This is a genomic window from Lutibacter sp. (assembly GCF_041596795.1).
GTDB lineage: Bacteria > Bacteroidota > Bacteroidia > Flavobacteriales > Flavobacteriaceae > Lutibacter.
On sequence record NZ_JBFHHX010000024.1, the window covers coordinates 12,972 to 30,931 of the forward strand.

Annotated in this window: 17 protein-coding genes; all 17 read right to left on the reverse strand. The window is 29.4% G+C overall.

Features of this window, described 5'->3' with window-relative positions; all coding sequences use genetic code 11:
- Position 1: 1 nt before the first annotated feature.
- The 17 genes from ABY298_RS04785 to ABY298_RS04865 all read right to left on the reverse strand — a co-directional run bounded on the left by ABY298_RS04785 (position 2) and on the right by ABY298_RS04865 (position 16,608).
- Positions 2-973 (reverse strand): NAD(P)-dependent oxidoreductase, encoded by a 972-nt coding sequence (locus tag ABY298_RS04785; protein WP_372744869.1) that lies wholly within the window; start codon positions 971-973, stop codon positions 2-4.
- A complete protein-coding gene (locus tag ABY298_RS04790; RefSeq protein WP_372744870.1) occupies positions 960-1,652 on the reverse strand; it encodes a cytidylyltransferase domain-containing protein in 693 nt (230 codons plus the stop codon). The genes ABY298_RS04785 and ABY298_RS04790 overlap by 14 nt, the downstream gene beginning before the upstream one ends.
- A complete protein-coding gene (gene neuC, locus ABY298_RS04795) occupies positions 1,652-2,809 on the reverse strand; it encodes a UDP-N-acetylglucosamine 2-epimerase (RefSeq protein WP_372744871.1) in 1,158 nt (385 codons plus the stop codon). Before neuC ends, ABY298_RS04790 begins: the two co-directional genes overlap by 1 nt.
- A gap of 797 nt (positions 2,810-3,606) precedes the next feature.
- Entirely contained in the window at positions 3,607-4,623 is a 1,017-nt protein-coding gene (locus ABY298_RS04800) for an N-acetylneuraminate synthase family protein (RefSeq protein WP_372744872.1), read from the reverse strand.
- Between the two features lie 2 nt (positions 4,624-4,625).
- Entirely contained in the window at positions 4,626-5,270 is a 645-nt protein-coding gene (locus ABY298_RS04805; protein ID WP_372744873.1) for a methyltransferase domain-containing protein, read from the reverse strand.
- Between the two features lie 9 nt (positions 5,271-5,279).
- The gene (locus ABY298_RS04810) at positions 5,280-6,248 is read right to left on the reverse strand and encodes a glycosyltransferase family 2 protein (protein ID WP_372744874.1); all 969 of its coding nucleotides are present in this window, start codon (positions 6,246-6,248) and stop codon (positions 5,280-5,282) included.
- Positions 6,241-7,497 (reverse strand): UDP-glycosyltransferase, encoded by a 1,257-nt coding sequence (locus ABY298_RS04815; RefSeq protein WP_372744875.1) that lies wholly within the window; start codon positions 7,495-7,497, stop codon positions 6,241-6,243. The genes ABY298_RS04810 and ABY298_RS04815 overlap by 8 nt, the downstream gene beginning before the upstream one ends.
- Before the next feature lie 9 nt (positions 7,498-7,506).
- A complete protein-coding gene (locus ABY298_RS04820) occupies positions 7,507-7,707 on the reverse strand; it encodes a hypothetical protein (protein ID WP_372744876.1) in 201 nt (66 codons plus the stop codon).
- Positions 7,704-7,922: a hypothetical protein gene (locus ABY298_RS04825; RefSeq protein WP_372744877.1), complete on the reverse strand. Its 219-nt coding sequence runs from the start codon at positions 7,920-7,922 to the stop codon at positions 7,704-7,706. The genes ABY298_RS04820 and ABY298_RS04825 overlap by 4 nt, the downstream gene beginning before the upstream one ends.
- Before the next feature lie 167 nt (positions 7,923-8,089).
- A complete protein-coding gene (gene wecB / locus ABY298_RS04830; protein WP_372744878.1) occupies positions 8,090-9,199 on the reverse strand; it encodes a non-hydrolyzing UDP-N-acetylglucosamine 2-epimerase in 1,110 nt (369 codons plus the stop codon).
- A gap of 4 nt (positions 9,200-9,203) precedes the next feature.
- The gene (locus ABY298_RS04835) at positions 9,204-10,118 is read right to left on the reverse strand and encodes a glycosyltransferase family 2 protein (RefSeq protein ID WP_372744879.1); all 915 of its coding nucleotides are present in this window, start codon (positions 10,116-10,118) and stop codon (positions 9,204-9,206) included.
- On the reverse strand, positions 10,115-10,915 hold the full coding sequence (locus tag ABY298_RS04840) for a hypothetical protein (RefSeq protein ID WP_372744880.1): 801 nt from the start codon (positions 10,913-10,915) through the stop codon (positions 10,115-10,117). The genes ABY298_RS04835 and ABY298_RS04840 overlap by 4 nt, the downstream gene beginning before the upstream one ends.
- 83 nt (positions 10,916-10,998) lie before the next feature.
- Positions 10,999-12,009: a glycosyltransferase family 2 protein gene (locus ABY298_RS04845; RefSeq protein WP_372744881.1), complete on the reverse strand. Its 1,011-nt coding sequence runs from the start codon at positions 12,007-12,009 to the stop codon at positions 10,999-11,001.
- Positions 12,002-12,934 carry a glycosyltransferase gene (locus ABY298_RS04850; protein WP_372744882.1) on the reverse strand — a complete coding sequence of 311 codons (933 nt, stop codon included), beginning with the start codon at positions 12,932-12,934 and terminating at the stop codon, positions 12,002-12,004. Before ABY298_RS04850 ends, ABY298_RS04845 begins: the two co-directional genes overlap by 8 nt.
- Before the next feature lie 9 nt (positions 12,935-12,943).
- On the reverse strand, positions 12,944-14,125 hold the full coding sequence (locus ABY298_RS04855; protein ID WP_372744883.1) for a glycosyltransferase: 1,182 nt from the start codon (positions 14,123-14,125) through the stop codon (positions 12,944-12,946).
- 255 nt (positions 14,126-14,380) lie between these two features.
- Positions 14,381-15,676, reverse strand: a complete 1,296-nt coding sequence (locus tag ABY298_RS04860; RefSeq protein ID WP_372744884.1) for an ABC transporter ATP-binding protein — start codon at positions 15,674-15,676, stop codon at positions 14,381-14,383.
- Between the two features lie 62 nt (positions 15,677-15,738).
- Positions 15,739-16,608 (reverse strand): ABC transporter permease, encoded by an 870-nt coding sequence (locus ABY298_RS04865; RefSeq protein ID WP_372744885.1) that lies wholly within the window; start codon positions 16,606-16,608, stop codon positions 15,739-15,741.
- Positions 16,609-17,960 lie beyond the last annotated feature (1,352 nt).

The following is a 17,960-nucleotide window of genomic DNA, read 5'->3' on the forward strand; positions in this document are numbered from 1 at the left end:
GTTAATTTTTAATTAGTTTTAGCAATTTTTGAGCAACAAAATTTTCAGTCTTCTCAACAGATTCAAATGTATTTCCACCAATATGAGGAGTAATAATAACATTTTCATGAGTCTTCGCTAATTTAACCAAAACATGATTTTTAATAATAGGCTCGCCAAATAAAACATCCGTGGCATAGCCTCCTATTTTTTTATTTTCTATATTTAAAGCTATAGCTTGTTCATCCACGATTCCTCCTCTTGATGTATTTAAGATAAGAATTTCAGGTTTACACTTATCGAGAATTGCTCTATTTATCAAAAAATGATTTTTCAAATTGTATGGAATATGGATACTCAATATATCCACTTCTGAACATAAGGATTCTATTGAATCACAACATATATATGATTTTGGAACTTCACTTAAAGATCTATTCGTATCGTAAAAATAAACTGAGGCACCAAAAACTGCACAATATTCCGCTACAATTTTACCCAACCTACCCATTCCTAAAATTCCTATTTTCTTTTTATATAATTCAGTTCCTTTAAATAAGGTCCTATCCCAATTTCCTTCTTCAACATGGGTAAATACCCTTTTTAGTTTTCGAGATAATAATAGCATTAATGCTAAAGTATGTTCTGCGGTCGCCCTAACTTCATTTAAAAAAGAAAATTCATTTTTTAAACTAATAATTTTAATATTAAATTCCTTACAAGCTTCAATATCAATATGATCTAAGCCAGTAACCGCACACACAATAAAAGATACATTTGAATGTTCTAATATTTTTCGAGTTAATTGATGATTCAAACGAAACCAAAAAATATCACATTCTTTTAAACAATCAACTAATTCTTGTTCTGTAGAAAGATGCACATACTTTACCTTTGCAACACTTTTAAGGTTTAGCTCTGCCTCACTTGCTAATGAATCGATTCCTGATATACATGCTCTTAATATTTTAGAATTAACTTTATAATCTTCCATCTTTCCACATTTTAACCAAATTCTCAGCCAACAAAAAATCTCGTTCCGTATCTATGTTCAACCAATGAGATTCCGGCATAACATACGCTTTTTTCGGAGACCCCATCAATAGACCTGTTTTTAAAAAATAGGAAGTTGTTACAGCATAAATACTTCCGTTTCGTAAATACACTTTTTCTAAATCTTGCCTTCTTTTTGTTTCATTTTCCTTTGCTAATGGAATCATTTCATTGCTGTTATTAAGTGTATACATTCGAGCAGGATGGATATCTTGCAACTGTACTACAGATATTACATTATTTAATGCTGAATCTTTTTCAAATAACTTAATTACATTGTCAATATCATTTCCAGATCTTATGGGTGCTGTCGGCTGTAATAATAAAATCACATCGTAATTATCATTTATATTATTGATCACTTCTTTAACCACATCTGTAATAGGAGATTGATCTAATGAATTACTTTCACTTCTTTTGAAGACAGGACAGTTAAAAGATTTTGCTATTGCTAAAATTTCATCATCTTCTGAAGCAACAACAACATGTGATAATAATTTGCTTTCTTTTGCCGCTTGAATAGAATATGCCAATAACGGTAATCCATCCAACACTTTTATATTTTTTCGATGGACTCCTTTAGAACCTCCTCTTGCTGGTATAATTCCTAAAACTCTCATTAATACGTAATTGTTTTATGAAATTTTAAAGGTAAACTTTCTAATAAATTGGCTATTTTTTCACCTGAATTTCCTTCTCCATAAATTGAAGACGGTTTATATTTTCCATTTATTAAAGCCGATTTAATGGCTATTTCAATCTCAGATTTACTATAATCAACATTTGTAACATTACCACCTTGCTGCCTATTGTGCTGTCGTGAACCAATATTTACAACTGGCACCCCTAAATAAGCACATTCTCTAATGCCAACACTCGAATTTCCGATTAAACACTGGCTATGTTGTAACAAATTTAAAAAATCAAATCCTTCCATATTTTTAAAAAAATGAACGTGATCTAATGGGTGTTGCTCTCTAAACGAACGAATTCCTGTAGAGGTTCCATCGGAACCTGCATCTACGTTTGGCCAAAACCAAAGTGTTGGTAACTTTAATTGATTTATGGCATTTAATGTTACTTCAATATGTTTTCGTGAATCTTTGTATTCAGTAGTTACCGGATGCTGCATAACCACAATATACCCATTGTTTATAGCTGGTTTTGCTCCAACGCCTCCATATTTTTTATAGGGATCAAATTGTAAGTTTGGCAATTGGGTAACTTCATGTGCAATATCAATGGATGGACAACCTGTATTGAATACCATTTCAGGATTTTCACCTAACTTTATAACACGGTCTTTAGCCTCTTTTGAAGCTACAAAATGATAGTCTGCTAATTTTGTAATGGCATGTCTCACTTTTTCATCTATATTCCCAGTAACTTCTCCTCCTTGAATATGTGCTAAAGGAATATTCATATAAGACGCTGCAATAGCAGTTGCCATAGTTTCAAACCTATCGGCAATTGTTACAACAATATCTGGTTTTAAATTATCAAATACCGTTGATAATTCCAAAATTCCAATGCCAGTTGTTTTAGCTGCTGCCGTTAAATTTTCACCTTCCAACACATTAAACACACGTGCTGCTATTGTAAATCCATCTTTTTCAATATAATTTACTGCAGAACCATATCTATCTAACAGCGCTGAAGCTGCAACCACTAATTGCAATTCTATTTTTTGATGATTTTTAAGTGCTGTTAATACCGCTTTTATCCTGCTATAGGAAGGTCGAGCGGTTATTACTACGGCTATTTTTCTTTTATTCATGATAAAATTTATATCAGATTTTAAAAGTATATAATTTTAAGGAAGAGGGAAAAATTATATGGGTTTATTTGTTAACAGAATAAAGTTAAAAATAAAAATGTGTATACATTTATGGTACTTCAATAGGCACACTTCGACAAGCTCAGCGTGACAGGCTAACTTCATAAAAACATTTCAACAAATTAGACAGGCTCAGTGTGACTGCCTAACTTCATTAAAACATTTCAACAAATTAGACAAGCTCAGTGTGACAGGCCAACTTCTAATAAGCTTTTTTTATGCACTAGTCAGACTGAGCTTGTCGAAGACAGTCTGAGCCCGTCGAAGTCAGTCTGAGCCTGTCGAAGACCTACCATACTGCGTATAATTTCTTGAATACTCCACAATTTTTTCCCAATCATCATTAATTAAAGCCTCCTTCTTCCTTCTGCTCCATCCTTTTATCCTTTTTTCAATAGCAATAGCTTCTTCAATATCGGTAAACGATTAATACCAAACTAAATCTACCGGACGTCTATAATAAGTATAAACCTTTTCGCTTCTCCCATAATTATGTTCATATATTCTTCTTTATAAGGAATTTGTAACTCCTGTATAATAGGAATTATCTGCACATTTTAAAATGTACACATAGTATTGTTTCATAGCAATTTTAGTTTATTTAATTACAAATATAGTAATAACTATTTAACAGGCACACTTCGACAAGCTCAGTGTGACAAGCTCAGTGTAACAGACCAACTCCTAATAGGCTTTGTCAGACTGAGCCTGTCGAAGGCTGTTGAAGGCTGTCATTGTCAGTCTGAGCCTGTCGAAGACACGTCCCCTTCATTCAAAAAATCCCACTGCATTAAATCCCTTTTTAGTTTTTTACCAATTATAAGTTCAAATTTGGAAGCATCCATACCATACCCTTTGGGTTTTTTGGTTTCCAAATCATCAAAAGTAAGTATGTGACCTTCTTTTAAATCTTTATTAACAGCCAATGATTTTTCAAAAATTTGCTTTAAATCTGTAAAAGTTGAATTGTCGGTTTTATCTATTGGATTATTTTTAGCCATTTCAATAGCACGAACAGCTTTTACCAATTGTGAAATTTCATTCATAGTCAATGACGACTTTGCATCTGGTCCAGTTGAATTTTTATCAAAAACAGCATGAAACTCAATAATTTCAGCACCTAACGCAACGGCGGCAATACACGCTTCAATAGATGATGAATGATCTGAAAATCCAACAGGTACTTGATAGCGCTGTTTTAACTCACTTATAACATTTAACCCCCATTGTTCTGGACTTGCAGGATAAGAAGTAGTACATTGTAATATGGAATAATTAGCCTTTTTCTTTTTTAAAAACTCTACGGTTTTGTCCAATTCATCATAGGAGCTCATCCCTGAAGAAATAATAATTGGCTTTTTAGTTTGCACTAATTTTTCAAGCAGTACAAAATTGGAAACTTCGCCTGACCCCACTTTATAGCGCTTTACACCTACCTCTTCTAACAAATCAACTGCTGCATTGCTAAAAGGTGAACTCATAAATTCCAATCCAACTTTATTGCAATGCTGTTTTAACTCCTTCCATTGGTCTAAGGTAAATTCCATACGCTTCCAATAGTCAAACCGTGTTTTATCATCAGTTGCCATTTTAACTCTAAAAGGTTCATACAAACTGCTTTCAGCAGCAGCAATATGGGTTTGAAATTTTATTACATCAACACCTGTAGAAGCGAGCGCATCTATATACCTATGTGCAAAGTCGATATCTCCCTCATGAGCTTGTGCTATTTCAGCGATTATTAATGTTTTCATGTTTATTTTTTTCGTGCAACTATTCCATAACTCATTCCTTTTGATTTAGGATATTTGTACTCAATAAAACGTTCGATATAATATTTGATAAAACCCTTTACCGTAGATGGTTTTTTGTTTATGTAAGCCGTGTCTACTATGGCGTATTCCAAAATTTCAAAACCTGATGACTCTAAATAAAATTTAACAATATGCTCCCAAGGTGTAAAAACATGATGTTCTTTTAAATGTTTCTCTTGAAATGCATACAATGAACCTTTCAATAATAAATTCAATCTATTTTTACTCGATTGCGGGTTTGGAGTTGTTAAAATGAGTATTCCATCTTTTTCCATATGTTCAGCAATATGTTGAATACCTAATAAAGGATTTGCTAAATGTTCTAATACTTCCAAAAATAAAACTACTCCAGGCTTTTCAAAACCAACTGAGCATGGATTGTTTAAATCCCAAATCACAGAAAAATCCATTTTTTTGTAATAATCAAAAGGTTGCCAAATGGCTCCTAACTCTTCTATTGGAGCTTTCATATTACCATATCCAGCACCAATATCGCTAATAACATTATTCGGGACTTGAGAAAAATATTTACCCAACATTTCTGATGCAAATACCTTTCTCCCAAAATATGTAGGCTTTTTTTTCATTTTGTCTATTTAAAAGTTAATTGGATATTTTTTTAAAAATTTATCCCATTTTAAAAATGAAATATCAATATGTTTTGATGTTATAATAATCAATTTTAAAATTAAAATAAAAAATCTATTTTTTTCTACTAGATTAGTGTTTAAATATAAGTAAGTGTCTTCATTATTTTTGTTATCACAATTTACTATTGCTAATTTAAGTAGATTTAGTAACAGTCTAAAAGAACTTTTTAATAATTCCTTATCGTTTAATTTATTGGCTCTTTCAAAATTTTGTTTAACAATGTATAATTCAGATTCTTTAAAATCTACATTATAATTCTTATTTTTAGAACTGATTGAGTCATTATGAGACCTGTATAAAAATAAATGTTTATTTAAAATAATAAAATTAGAAACATCAACTTGATAAAACAAACGTAAGAAAAACTCTGATTCTTGCCCTCTTTTTATCCAATCTAAAAATAACAATTTATTTTCAAGATAGCTTCTTCTGAATAAAACTGATGGGGTAAGAATTCGTAATTTTCCAAGAGCAAATTGCTTATAAATATTATTTGATAAGAATAAATCAATTGGTTTACACGATTTTAAATCAAAACTACTTGAATATCCTGATGTTATAATTAAATTTAAATTTTCATTTATAGATTTTACTTTTTCACTTAAAAAATTTTCTAGCATAATATCATCGCTATCAAACCAATTTACAAATTCACCAATACTTTGTTCAAATCCGAAGTTGCGACAACTATTAGCTCCTTTTTTCAAAGCTACCGGTCTTCTAAAAAGTTTAAATCTTTTGTCCTTTTCAACAAAAGAAACCAATATATCAATACTATTATCACTTGAACCATCATCAACAACAATACACTCCCAATTACTGTACAATTGTTTTTCAATACTTTGCAATGTTTCAAACAAATGACTTGATGAATTAAAAACAGGAATAATTATTGAAATTAAAGGATTATTCATTTTTAAACACATATTTATTAAAAATATTTCCTAAATGATTAATGCTTATATACTCTTCCAAATCAGGTCGATTTAACCTCATATCTTTGACTTTAATCCATTCTTTATATAATTTTAATATTATTTTCTGAATTCTATCAACATCATCCACTTCTGAAATATATGGGTATTCTTTACCTAATAATCGCTTTACTTCACTATAATATGGCGATAATAAAACTATTGGTTTATTTGCAGCTACACAATGTGGAAATTTACCAGGTAAAAAGGGACTAATAGATGCTTTTGATTCTATAATAAAATTCACAGTACTATTTTTTTGCATCTCTGAAACTAAATTGTACGGTAACTGCTTAAAACTACAATATATTTGAGGTACATCATTTTGAATTTCAATAATTTTATCTTTATAAAAATCTACATTACCTATTAAATATAATTTTGATATTTTTTTTGCTTCAGGGACTTCCTCTAAAAATTGTTTATATGCTTTTAGCAAAAATAATGGAGGTCTTGTGTTCATTAAATTACCTGCATGAAATAAATTAAACTTTTCTTTTTCAAAAAAAACTGGTAAATATATATTTTCTTTAGTGGATACCTCTAAATTTTGATGTGGAATTACTATACCTGTCTCCAAAAATTTAGAAAAATAACTCCCCATCCAATTTTGCAACAATAGACTCGGAAATGCAGAATGCATTGCTTTTTCAGATACTTGTCTAAAAAAATCTTCTTTAAATTTAGCTCCCTTCTCTACCCAATCATAAGGTCTTGGATAACAATGAAATGGATAGGGGTCGTGTACATATGCCATCCATTTATTGTGTAGTTCTGAAATTTGTAATACTGCATAATGAGGTCTAAAACTTCCCCCCTTGCTTAGGGTTAATAACAAGTCTGGCTGAAAACCCCTTTCCTTTAGTATTGCTTTTTTTATACTTTTTGTATCATTTAAAAATGTAAATGAAAAGCCAATGAGTCCTTCAATAAATGGATTTATATTAATTTTTGTTAAACGAGTTAAAACACGTTGAGTTCGACTTAAAAAATACATTAAATTGAACTTTCTTTCAGAAATAGCCACACATTCTACCCCATTTAATTGTATCTCTTTTAATGTATAATGCACTACTTTTAACCGATAGCCTAAAGCTTGTAAATTTTGAATTAAAGCTACATTAGCCTTAGAGCCACTGCTATCGTTTACGTCTATTGAATCTAATATAATAAGAATTTTTTTTGTCATATTACCAATTTATTCTCCAATCAACATCCCTTTTACCACTTGCGCAGGATTTCCTAAAATAACTGTTTCATTTTCTAAAAACGGTCCTGACACAAAACTTTCTAAACCAATCAAATTAAAAGAATTAATTTTCACTCCTATTACAAAATTAACAGAAGAACCAATATATAAATCATTCCCTATATTAATAGATAAATCTTTTTTATTCAATTTGCATCTAATGATCCGTGTGTCCAAAACTGAGAGCCATTTCCAGGAATCCAAGTTCTATCTCCTATATTTATATCTTTACATAAATCAAAATGATGATTATTTATGATTCTTAAATCCTTTCCTATTCTAAAATTTGAGTTTCCTATAAAAGAATTGCCAGAATGAATATTCGTATTATTACCAATAGTTATTTTTTCGCAGGAAAAAAACATTTCTATCAGCTATTATATACATTATTACCTATTTTTACGGATTTACAATTAATAATAGATTTAATAATTTTTACATTCTGACCTATTTCATATTTAAATAATCTCCTCAACAATTGGTTTTTAATGACGATATAGGAATGTGTATAATTACTATTAACAAAAATGACTTAGGTAACATTGAAAAAATCATTTATAGTTTTACTTATTACTTTATGAGCGTTTCCATCGCCATAAGGATTCACTTTATTTTTATAATCAACAGGATTATTTAAAAATTCCATCGCTATGTTTACTATATTTTTTGTGTTAGTTCCAACCAAAACCGAAAAACCTTCCTGAATACCTTCTTCTCGTTCAGTAGTCTCTCTTGTTACCAACACAGGAACTTTAAATGTTGGTGCTTCTTCTTGAACACCTCCTGAATCGGATATAATTAAACTGGCTATACTCATTAACCAAACAAATGTTGGGTAATCTAATGGTTCAATTAAATGTATATTATTTATATTTGAAAGCATTTTAAATACGGTATCTTGTACGTTTGGGTTTAAATGAACTGGATACACAATTTCAACATCGTTTTGTTTTGAAATAGCTAACAAAGCATTGCAAATATTTTCAAATCCTTGTCCAAAACTTTCTCGCCGATGCCCTGTAACTAAAATTATCTTATTACTAAAATTTAAAGTGCTTTTTAACTGATTTATCTTCTCGTTTTCAAATCCATTTTCCAATTTTAGTTTTGTCAATTTTAAAGCATCAATTACTGTATTACCACTTATAACAATATTATGAATGTCAACCCCTTCTCGTTTTAAATTATCATATGCTTGTTGCGTAGGTGCAAAATGAAAATCGGCAATCTTACTTGTTAATTGTCTGTTCAATTCTTCCGGAAACGGTGATTGTTTATTATAGGTACGCAATCCAGCTTCAATATGCCCCACTTTAATTCGTTTATGAAAAGCTGCTAAACCAACAGCACATGAAGTTGTTGTATCTCCGTGTACTAGCACCAAATCAAAAGAATCAGTACCTAAAATCGTATCCATACTTTCTAATATACTAGCAAACAAGCCATTTAACGACTGATTTTTCTTCATCAAATTCAAATCATAGTCTGGGGTAATTTCAAAAAATTGTAAAACTTGATCTAACAACTCTCTATGTTGCGCAGTAACACATACTTTTACATGAAAGTATTGCTTTAATTCAACATAAAGTGGAGCCATTTTAATAGCTTCTGGACGTGTTCCAAAACAAAGCAAAATATTCATTCGTCTATTTTTCTAGTTTTTTATAAAATTTCCAAAAAGGATACCTATAAAATTTAAATGTTAAAAATACTCTTTTTTTAAATGTGATTTTTGAAATTTCAACAATATCTTTAAATAGTTGAGTATCTCTAAACGAAATAGCAAAACCAATTAAATGTTTTAGTATACTTTCTGTTAGCAAATTTTTAGTTTTCAAATTTTTAACAACTAATTTTATTGCTTCTTTTTTTGAATTTATTCTGATAGGGTTACCTAAATAATATTCCCCTGTATTTGATTTTGAGTGTTTTCTACCATAAAAAAGGCATTTATCAATTGTTATCCCTTTAATATTATTGGAAAGTAACCTTAAATACAACTCCCATTCTTCGGCATACATTAAATTTTCAACAAATCTATCTTTTAAAAATAGTTCCTTTCGCCACATTACCGAACAAGAATTCAATGGAATCTCGTTTTTTAAAACTTTCTCTAAATCATGTATAGATATAATATTTGATTTATATTCTTTCGTTAAATTATAATTATAATCAAATTTCTCAAAAAATACTTCTCTAATGTATCTACAAAAACTGTACTGATTATTATTTAATTCATTTACACATATTTCTAAATTTTGAGGATGTACAATATCATCATCATCAAAAAAAATGATATAAGTTCCTTTCGCTAAATCCAATCCGTAATTACGACAGCCAGGTAAACCTTTTTTATAAGTGGTTGGTCTTTTTAAATATTGAAATCTATTATCTTTTTCTAAAATCGAACTTATTACTTCTCTTGTATTGTCAGTTCCCCCATCATCAACAATTAAACACTCCCAATTCAAATAGGTTTGCTTTTGAATTGATTGTAATGTTTCTACAATAAAATACGCTCTGTTGTAGGTAGCCATAATGATTGTAACAGTAGGATTCATTTGAAAATATTTATAAATCTATTAATAAATTTCCATAACATTTTATTAAATGTAAAAGAGTAATTCGTTAACCATTTTACTCGCTTAAATAGATATTTATCAGGAAAAATTCCTAATTTAATTACATTATTAATTCGAGTAGTATGATCGTCGTTTTTATTATAGGTTCTTGCATACCATGTATGATAAAGCAACAATTTATTATCTAGACTATAAACTTCAGTAGTTTCCAAATCATTTAAAAAACCCGCTTCTTTTACCTTTAAAAATTTAAATTTATAATTATTTCTTCTTAACCATAAGAAAAAACAATAATAATGCTCAAATAATGAATTTGTATCATATCCATACTTAAGTTTTGATAAATCATCCTTAAATTCTTCTGGAATGAGATATTGATTTTTCAATATCTCCAATTTATTAAATTTTTCAAAAATTCTCTCAATATTAAGTATACAAAAAAAAGGATTCATTAAATATGGATTTTTATCTCTCCAAGATAAAACACCTCCATCCCGTATACCGCAAACATCAATATTTTCATTTTCTAATTGCTTTATTAAATGAACTATTTCTGTTGGTTTTACAAATAATACGTCCTCATCAATATGAACTAACCATTTGAAATTTTTATTTTTTAATTTTTTAAAAAAAAAGAAAAAACTTTGTAAGCCAAATAACCCATTACTTCCATCAATAGCATATATTTTGTATTCCTTAGGAAAAAACTGTATTGTTTGTTTATATAATGAAACATTTGAAACAGTAGTGATTATTGCAATTTTGTTAAAATCCATAAATTTGATTTTTAATAGATGTCAATGTTTCAATAATAAAGTGTACTATATTCCTTATAACCATAATTATTGTAACAGTAAATTCATAATTTAAAAAGAGATTTCAATATAAAGTTTACAGTCGTTTTTCTACTAAAGCTCTTATGAAATAACAATGACTTATCATAAATTAAAACTTTAAGTACTGTTCTAATTGAATAATTTGAACTATTAACAAACAATTGCTTACGTATACATTTTTTTAGTCCGATTAAAACCAAATCTTTATCAAAACCATATCCAAATTTAACAACATCCTGTTCTATTGATAACATATTCTTCAGATACTTATCAATATCTATTTGATAATTCAATCTGCTTGCAATCAATAATGATAACGTTAAGGAATTCCAATTGTATTTTTCGCCAATTATATTAAACATTTGTTTTATACCTAAACTATGTTTATTTTTATTATGCTTTGAATTTGAAATAGAAGAGGTTAAACTATTTGAGTGAATTCTATATTGATACAAATTATTTTTAACAGCACTAACTCTGAATTGCTCAACACATCGTAACCAAAAATCATAATCTTCTAATAAATATAAAGAAGTATTGTAACCGTCTAATGCATTAAAAACTTCTTTTTTATACAAAAAACAAGCTCCTATTTTGTTTCCAAATAAAACATGTTCAATTGGTCCATTTATGTTTTCTCTTTTTACAATTCCATTCTCATCTATCACATCATTATTTGCGTATACAACATCTGCATTTTGCTCTATAATTGCATTAAGTAGTTCCTGTAAACAATTTGTTTTTAATAGGTTATCATCAGATGTCCAAGTAATATAATTTCCTTTAGCTTGTTTATGACCAATATTTAGACTCTCTGGTAGTTTTTTATTTACAGTATTATTTATAATTTTAATACGTTCATCAGCCTTCGCTAATCGTTCTGCAATTTCTAATGTATTATCCGATGAGCAATCATTTACAATTATTAATTCTATTGCATTATAAATTTGACTTAAACAACTTTCGATTGCTTTTTCTAAAAATTGTTCACCATTATAAACTGGCAAAATTATTGATATTAAAGGTTTATTCATACTTTTTCATTACAAATTTTAATACATCTTTGGTAATATATGCTATCCTTTTAAAATAACCATGTTTAATACAACTATCTAAATAACTAAAATATAATTTTAAAAATTCTAGTCTATTTTTATGTTGTAAATTATGTTTTATTAATTCTTTAATTGATCGATTATATTTTAAGAAGTAATTATAAGCAATGTTAGTTTTCTTAATTCTATTATAATACTTAAAAAGATAATAAAAGGTAACTTTTCTCTGATAGTCCTTATTTACTTCAGTAAGTGTACCACTTACATTGTTTTGATGCAATCTATAACCAGCAGGTATAATATCATTCATAAACTTTGCCTTTCCAAACCCACCTAACATACTAATTAAAAACACATCCCAATTCGTTACTTTATATGCTTCTTCAGGTATTTCTGTAATTACATTTCTAAAACACATAGTTACAGGCATTAAAAACGCACCACATGCTAATTCAATACTAATATAATCTCTTTTAACTTTGTTTATTATATAGCCCCTGTTAATCTTTTTACTATTTTCATCAAATAAAGTTACATCATGAAAACTTACTACATAATCTTTATTTTTATCTAAAAAATCTATTTGTTTTTGTAATTTATATTTGTCTCTCCAAAAATCATCACTATCACAAAGTGCTATAAAATCACCTTTACACAATTTAAATGTTTCAAAAAAATTAGAAGTCATACCCAAGTTTTTTCCTCTTTCAACAAGTGTTATTAGATTTCCTTTGGGGTGATATTTTATTATACTCTTTACAATGCTCTTCGAATTATCAGATGAGCAATCATCAGAAATTATTAATTCTAAATTATACTCGCATTCTTGCTTTAAAACACTTTCAATGGCTTCTTTAATAAATTTTTCTTGATTATAATTAATCATACAAACCGTAACTTTCATAAAATTGTCTTAATTAAATTTTGGTTTTAATACATTATTATAAATTCTTTCAATTCTCTCTTTAAAAGGCTCTTCTCCAAAATTACTTAATAATTCTTCTGAAATTATTTTGTTGTCAAACTCAATATCTTTATTAATTGCCTTCACAATATAATCCGCCATACATTGATAGGCATTTATTTTAACAATTAATCCGTTATTTTTATTAATTACTTCATCAACACCACCACAATTTGTGGAACAAACAGGAACCCCACATGCTAATGCTTCTAAAACAGAAACAGGCATACCTTCACTTAAACTACTAAATAAAAAAAGATCTGCTTGTTTCAATTTAATTGAAACCTGTTCTCTATTTAATTTAGGTTCTAAATCAACAACTATATTTTTAAAATTATAAGTGCTAATTAATTCTTCAACTTCATTTCTTTTATCTACTCCCCATCCAGAGAAGCCTATCCAAGTAAATACAATTTGATGTGAAATTTTATCATCCACAATTTTTAATGCGTTTAAAATAAAACTTTGATTTTTTATTGGATGGTGCGCCCCTATTGTAATTAAATTAAACACATCTCCTTTTTTTATTCTTTCAGTTGAATTGAAAAGCGTTGAATTTACTAAATTACCCACATTTAAAAAATCATAAAAAAATCCATTTGCTATAAATTGCTTGGCTTTATCATCACTTACAACCAATATTTCTTTACTTTTTTCCAAAACCTCCTGGATTAATTGTTGTTGTTCTATACTTTTATGTCTTAAACTAAACTGATTGTGTTCTGTAAGAACAAACGGTATTTTAAATTTATTGTAAATAAAAAATGCTTCAATACCTGCATTAAAAACACATTGAGCATGAATTAAATCTATATTTTCATAAACATCATTGAAAGAACGTGTCACAAAATCATTATAAATTTCTAAATTTCTAGATTTTGAAAATTTTTCGACATGTGGATATTGGAAAGTGACCAATTCAATATTATTAGGTGTAAATTCTTTTGAATATGTTATTTTATTATTTCCAAAATAATATTTTTTTCTTCCTATTAAAATTCTCTTAAATACACATATTTTTACGTTATAATTATCAGTTAAAATTCCTGCCTGTTCCCAAAAAAATGTTCCTATCCCTTTTTCTAAGTTTATAGACCAGCATATAAATAAAATATTTTTTTTAACTTCCATAATTTTAGTAAAATCCTTTTCTATAAACCACGCCTCATATTATTGTCTAAATACATCTAAGCAACATCTTAGTATATTTAATTTATCTATTTTTAACATTAATAATTTTAGAGAAATTAAAATTATCTTTTTTTTTAATTGCTTTGTTAAAGAATCAAAATAGATTCTATACAGAATTAAATAGTCTTTCATTAGTTCAAATTTAGATTTAACAATTGTAGATTAAAACCTCTATTATCTATATTTGAAATAGTTTTATATATTCTCACAATTATTATGTAATAAAAAATAACCATGTTGTTTAGCTCTTGGTATAGATCCTGTTCCAAAAAAATCAGTTTCAATCACTTCAATTTTCACTTCATTCTGTAAATAATCAAAACCAGCAGTTCCTACTTCTCCACCCCATAATGATATTAAATACTCCATAGCTCTTAAATTAAAATCTGGTATTTCAAATCTTATAGTAGAAAATTCACCTTTTGAATAGAGAGGTTTTTTTGTAAATTCATTACTAATATTCATTACAGGAATATTTCTTGAATCTACGAAATCCATAGCTATATAAATAGCTCTTTTTGTTGTTAATATATTTTTTAATTCTATATCTATATACACCTTACTTCCTGAGTATATTTTATCAGTTTTTGAATACATTTTCCCTTTATACTCACTTGAAAAAGAAACACTTTTAAATAAAGATGTTTTATCACCTACACGATTTTTTATTTTAAGTAAGCTTTTATTATCTATACTTCTATTCCCTTTTAAGTACAAGTCAATACCTTCTACAACCTTTCCTTGATAGATAGATTTTCCATTTTCTAAAACTAATAATTCGGTGCACAAATTCTGTATTGCAGCCATATCGTGACTCACAAACAACACGGTACGCCCCTCGCCTTTGCTTATGTCTTGCATTTTACCAATGGCTTTTTTTTGAAATTCAGCATCACCAACTGCCAATACTTCATCTATCACCAAAATATCCGGTTCTAAATGTGCGGCCACAGAAAAAGCTAAACGCACCGTCATACCGCTGCTATAGCGCTTTACAGGTGTGTCAATATAACGTTCGCAACCCGAAAAAGCCACAATTTCATCAATTTTAGCGTTAATTTCGGCTTTGTTCATACCTAAAATTGCACCATTTAAATAAATGTTTTCCCTACCTGTAAGTTCCGGATGAAATCCTGTACCTACTTCTAACAAACTAGCAATACGTCCTTTACTTTTAATGCTTCCGGTAGTTGGGCCTGTTACTTTTGAAAGAATTTTTAGTAAAGTAGATTTTCCTGCGCCATTTTTCCCAATAATACCCAATACCTCGCCTTTTTGCACTTCAAAATTAATGTCTTTCAAAGCCCATACATAATCTGATGCTCCTTTGGTTGAGCGGTCATTTACATCCCCAATTTTTAAAAACGGATCTTCTTTTCCACGAACTTTATGCCACCAACGGTTTAAATCGTGACTTAAAGTACCTGTACCTACCGTACCCAACCGGTACTGTTTGCTTAGGTTTTCTATTTTTAGTATAACTTCATTCATTTTATTCACTTGTTATTAGTGAGACGGTTTTAAGTGAGACGTCTTCTCACTTCTCAATCCTTTTACACCGTATCAATAAAACTTTTTTCTGTTCTATTAAAGATAACCACACCTATTAAAAAAATAACAACGGTGCAAGCTACCGAATAACCAATACCATTCCATGACAAACTTCCATCATTTAACAACATATAACGCGAAGTTTCAATGATATGTGCCATTGGATTAAATTCTACTACCCACGAATAGGTAGCTAGTTTTTCTTTTACCAATGACATAGGATACATTACAGCCGAAATATACATTAACAATTGCACACCAAAACTTACTAAAAAGGTTAAATCTCTATATTTTGTAACCATTGATGAAATAATCATCCCCAATCCTAATCCTAACATGGCCATAATAATTATTAATAAAGGATAGGCAATTAATAATGTATTCGGTACAATTGGCATCCCTTTAATGACATAAAATATATAAAATCCAATAAATACACTTAGTTGAATACCAAATTTAATTAAATTAGATACCACAATGGATAACGGCATAATCATACGTGGAAAATATACTTTTCCAAACAAGCCTGCATTGGCTTTAAAAGTGTCTGATGTAGCGGTTAAACATTCTTTAAAATAATTCCAAGTAGTTACTCCTGCCAAATTGAATAAAAATGGAGGTACTGAACCTGTATCAATACCAGCCACATTGTTAAATATTATAGTAAAAATTACGGATGTAAATAATGGTTGAATTAAATACCATAACGGACCTAATATAGTTTGTTTATAAACGGTTACTACATCTCTTTTTACAAATAAAAATAGTAAATCGCGATATTGCCAAACCTCCTTTAAATTTAGGCTGAATAATTTATTTTTGGGGGTTATTTCAAATAACCATTCATCATTTCCAAGGGTTTCCTTATTCATTGAATGAAATTCTAAATGCTGTTCTTTTTAAATTTGATGTAAATATAGTTTAATAGACTATAACTGTAAAATTAAATTGAAATTGTGTTTAAAAGATACCCAACCAAATTGGGAAATTGAAGATTCTATGGAGTTAATGACTATAAATTTAAGTAAACTAGTGGTAGATTCTCGACTGCGCTCGAATTGACAATTGAACTGTTAACTTGGAGGTAATATAATATCTGTTTTTTACACACCCCTAACCCCTCTCAAGAGGGGAAAAAATCATCTCGGAGGTGATTCGAGAGCTATTGCTTTAGTAGCTTCAAATAATGAGATCCCCAGTCGAGCTGAGGATGACGGTTTGAACGTCACTTCGAGTGGTTTTATGGAATAAAATGTAATAAAATTGTATCGAGAAGTATTGCGTAACTGTTCTCGATACACCTCCGTTGCTCTCCGGTACTCGAACTGACGGTATCTTAAAAACATTCGCCTAACCTTTCTCAAGAGGGGAAAAAACCTTTGTTGCAGATTCTCGACTGCGCTCGAATTGACAAATAAACTGTTAACTTGGAGGTGATTCGAGATATGTTACTTTAGTAGCTTCAAATAATGAGATCCCCAGTCAAGCTGAGGATGACGGTTTGAACGTCACTTCGAGTGGTTTTATGAAATGAAATGTAATAAAATTGTATCGAGAAGTATTGCGTATCTGTTCTCGATACACCTTCGTTGCACTTCGATACTCGAACTGACGGTATTTTAAAAACATTCGCCTAACCTTTCTTAAGAGGGGAAAAACCTTTGTTGCTGATTCTCGACTGCGCTCGAATTGACAATTGAACCTCATCTCGGACGTGATTCGAGAGCTATTACTTTAGTAACCTCAAATAATGAGATCCCCAGTCAAACTCAGGATGACGGTTTGAACGTCACTTCGAGTGGTTTTATGGAATGAAATGTAATAAAATTATATCGAGAAGTATTGTGGATCTGTTCTCGATACACCTTCGTTGCTCTCCGGTACTCGAACTGACGGTATTTAAAAATATTCTCCTAACCTTTCTTAAGAGGGGGAAAACCTTTGTTGTAGATTCTCGACTGCGCTCGAATTGACAATTGAACCTCATCTCGGACGTGATTCGAGAGCTATTACTTTAGTAACCTCAAATAATGAGATACCCAGTCAAACTCAGGATGACGGTATTTCAAACACACCCCTAACCCCTCTCAAGAGGGGAAAAAATCATCTCGGACGTGATTCGAGAGCTATTACTTTATAGCTTCAAATAATGAGATCCCCAGTCAAGCTGAGGATGACGGTTTGAACGTCACTTCGAGTGGTTTTATGGAATGAAATGTAATAA